Origin of the sequence: Mesorhizobium sp. M2A.F.Ca.ET.037.01.1.1 (genome assembly GCF_003998075.1) — a bacterium.
Lineage (GTDB): Bacteria > Pseudomonadota > Alphaproteobacteria > Rhizobiales > Rhizobiaceae > Mesorhizobium.
Window position 1 is genome coordinate 1 of the sequence record NZ_RZSA01000908.1, and the last position, 2643, is coordinate 2643.

Here is a 2643-nt window from a genome sequence, read left to right on the forward strand (position 1 = left end):
GATCAGCCCCATGGCGATGACCGAGGCCGCCACCACGCCGGTGGTTGCGGCCAACAGCGCGCCGACGAAGATGACCGCATAGGCAAGGCCGCCGCGGATCGGCCCGAACAGCTGGCCGATCGTGTCGAGAAGGTCCTCGGCCATGCCGGATCGTTCGAGCACGATGCCCATGAAGGTGAAGAACGGTATCGCCAGCAGCGTGTCGTTGGACATCACCCTGGTGCCGTAGAAATTGTCCGGCAGCGCATGCAGCAGCGGCCAGGCGAGGTTGATCGACCCGCCGGAATAGGGCGAGACCAGCACGCCGATGAAGAAGAACAGCAGGCCGTTGGCGGCGAGCGAGAAGGCGACGGGGTAGCCGATCAAAAGGAAGATGATCAGCGAGGCGAACATGATCGGCGCCATGTTCTGCGCGATGAACTCGATCATGGGCGGACCTCGCCGGCGATGGCTTTGGCTTCCTCGGCCAGCGCCTCCGCCTCGAGCCTGGCCTGCTCATGCGCCGATATGAAGGGATTGGGATCGTCCATGTCGCCGCGCATGATGGCGATCTTCTTGATGATCTCGGAAACGCCTTGCAGGGCCAGCAGGAAGAAGCCGACGAGCAGGATGGCCTTGGCCGGCCAGACGATCAGGCCGCCGGCATTGGTCGACATCTCGCCGCTGTGGAAGGACAGCGACACATAAGGCACGAAATAGACCACCATCAGCACGACGAAAGGCATCAGGAAGAACAGGTGGCCGAGCAGGTCGATCCAGTGCTGCACGCGCCGCGAGAACATGCCGTAGACGATGTCGATGCGGATATGGTCGTTCTGCTTCAGCGTGTAGGCCGCGGCCAGCATGAAGGCGGCGCCGAACAGATACCACTGCAGTTCCAGCCAGGCATTGGACGAGGTGTCGAACACCTTGCGGATGACGGCATTGCCGGCGCTCACGAGGATCGCAAGCAGGATCAGCCAAGAAACCCAGCGGCCGATGAACTCGTTGATGCGGTCGATCGTCCTGGATAGAGCGAGAAGCCCTGCCATGCATATCCTCCCTCACAATGCGGCGCGCCCGATTCCCCCTCCGGTGTCGCGTCGCCTGGCCCAACGGTATGCAGTGCGTGGTCCGGCAGGTCAACATGGCAAAGCCGCGCCGAGCAGATCGATAAGCCGCGCAGAGGCGGAATGCCGCCGCCTGACGATGCGTCATGCAACCAAAGTCTGGGATGCTTGAAGCATGTCTCCCGAAAGTGGGAACCGGTTTCGGGATAAGGACATGCTAAATCCAAAACGTAAAGCGGATGAAGCGAATCTGAAAGATCGCGACGCGCTTTAGGCGATCTTGGCCTGGTCGCGCCCGGCGCCGATCAGCACCAGCATGGCGACGAGGAAGAGATAGATCCAGGCGTCGCGCCATTCGAGCGGGAAGTAGCCGGCCCAGAGCGATTCAGCCATGCCGAAGGCCGCGGCGCCAAGGGCCGCCCGAAGCGGCGACAGGTAGCCGCCGACCGCTGTCACGAACAGGATCTTCAGGCCGTAGACCAGCCCGGTGCCGAAGGAGATATTGCCGTAGTAGAGGCCGGCAAGCACCCCGGCCAGGGCCGCGCAGAAACCGCCGAACAGCACGGCGCGGCGGAACACCGCGCGCACATCGATCCCGCACATCGCCGCTGCTTTCGGATCGTCGGAGACGGCACGCCAGGCGCGGCCGAAGCGCGAATGCGAGAACAGCCAGGCCGCCAGCGCCACCAGCGCGACGACCCCCGCGCAGTCGAGCAGCTGGATGACGGTAAGCGTGACCTTGAACCCTTCACCTTCGGCGAAGACGACGGGATCGGCGAGCATCGGCGGCAGCCAGAGATCATGCGTGTCGGCGGCGATGCGGCTCGCCTCCGACAGGAAAATCAAGATGCCGAGCGTCGTCACCACGATGGCGTTGGGCGAGCGGTCGGCGAGCCTCTCGAACACGCTGCGCGACAGGACGTGGCTGATCAGCGCGGCGTAGAGCAGGGCCGCGGCGACGCCGAGCGCCACCGCGGCGGCGAGCGTCAGCCACAGCGCCTGATAGCCGAAGGCGGCGGTCAGGATCATCGTCTGGCCGCAAAAGGCGAACAGCGCGCCGTAGGCCAGGTTGGTGCGGTGCAGGATGCCGTTGGTCAGCACATAGCCGAAGGCGAGCAGCGCGTAGAGCGCGCCTGAATGCAGCCCGTTCAGCACCTGCTGGAAGAAATAGAGCATGCGGCATCCCCTACAGCGCCGCGCGCCCATCCGGCGCGCAAAGGACGCTGTAGCACTTTGATATTGCGCATGACCCTTTCCAAAAATCGTTCCGATTTTGGTATCATGCGCGGGCCGGATAATCCGGCCCACTCGGAAACTTGCACTCGGAATCTAACTTGTCAAACACGTTTTATAGGTTAGATTTTGATCATGACGGTATCCTGGACCCCGCACCGCTTCACCGGCGGCATCCTTGCGCTCGATACGGCGAACACCGTGGTGCTGCGCAACGATCCGCAAAAGTCCTTCGACCGTTTCGACGACCCGGCCGAGATCGCCCGCTTTGCCGAGGCGGCCAGCGGCTTCCGCGCGGCCGAGCTCGGCGGCCGGCGGCTGCGGGCGCCGGAGCCGGGTGAGATCAAACCGACCGTCATCT

At 63.7% G+C, this 2643-nt stretch carries 3 protein-coding genes and 1 pseudogene; 1 reads left to right on the forward strand and 3 read right to left on the reverse strand.

The window, feature by feature from the left end:
• The 3 genes from EOA27_RS31115 to EOA27_RS31125 form a co-directional block, all read right to left on the reverse strand.
• On the reverse strand, positions 1-429 hold a 429-nt coding region (locus EOA27_RS31115; protein WP_189562166.1), incomplete at its 3' end, for a TRAP transporter large permease subunit.
• Positions 426-1031, reverse strand: a complete 606-nt coding sequence (locus tag EOA27_RS31120) for a TRAP transporter small permease subunit (protein WP_126079873.1) — start codon at positions 1029-1031, stop codon at positions 426-428. The genes EOA27_RS31115 and EOA27_RS31120, both read right to left, overlap by 4 nt.
• 288 nt (positions 1032-1319) lie before the next feature.
• The gene (locus EOA27_RS31125) at positions 1320-2225 is read right to left on the reverse strand and encodes a branched-chain amino acid ABC transporter permease (RefSeq protein WP_126079872.1); all 906 of its coding nucleotides are present in this window, start codon (positions 2223-2225) and stop codon (positions 1320-1322) included.
• A gap of 192 nt (positions 2226-2417) precedes the next feature.
• On the opposite strand from EOA27_RS31125, the pseudogene EOA27_RS31130 reads away from it, so the two are divergent.
• Positions 2418-2643 (forward strand): annotated as a pseudogene (locus EOA27_RS31130) (hypothetical protein); the annotation flags it as partial.

Coding starts and splice junctions, on each gene's coding strand:
- EOA27_RS31120 (WP_126079873.1), bottom strand. CDS start 1,031: ATGGCAGGGCTTCTCGCTCTATCCAGGACGATCGACCGCATCAACGAG.
- EOA27_RS31125 (WP_126079872.1), bottom strand. CDS start 2,225: ATGCTCTATTTCTTCCAGCAGGTGCTGAACGGGCTGCATTCAGGCGCG.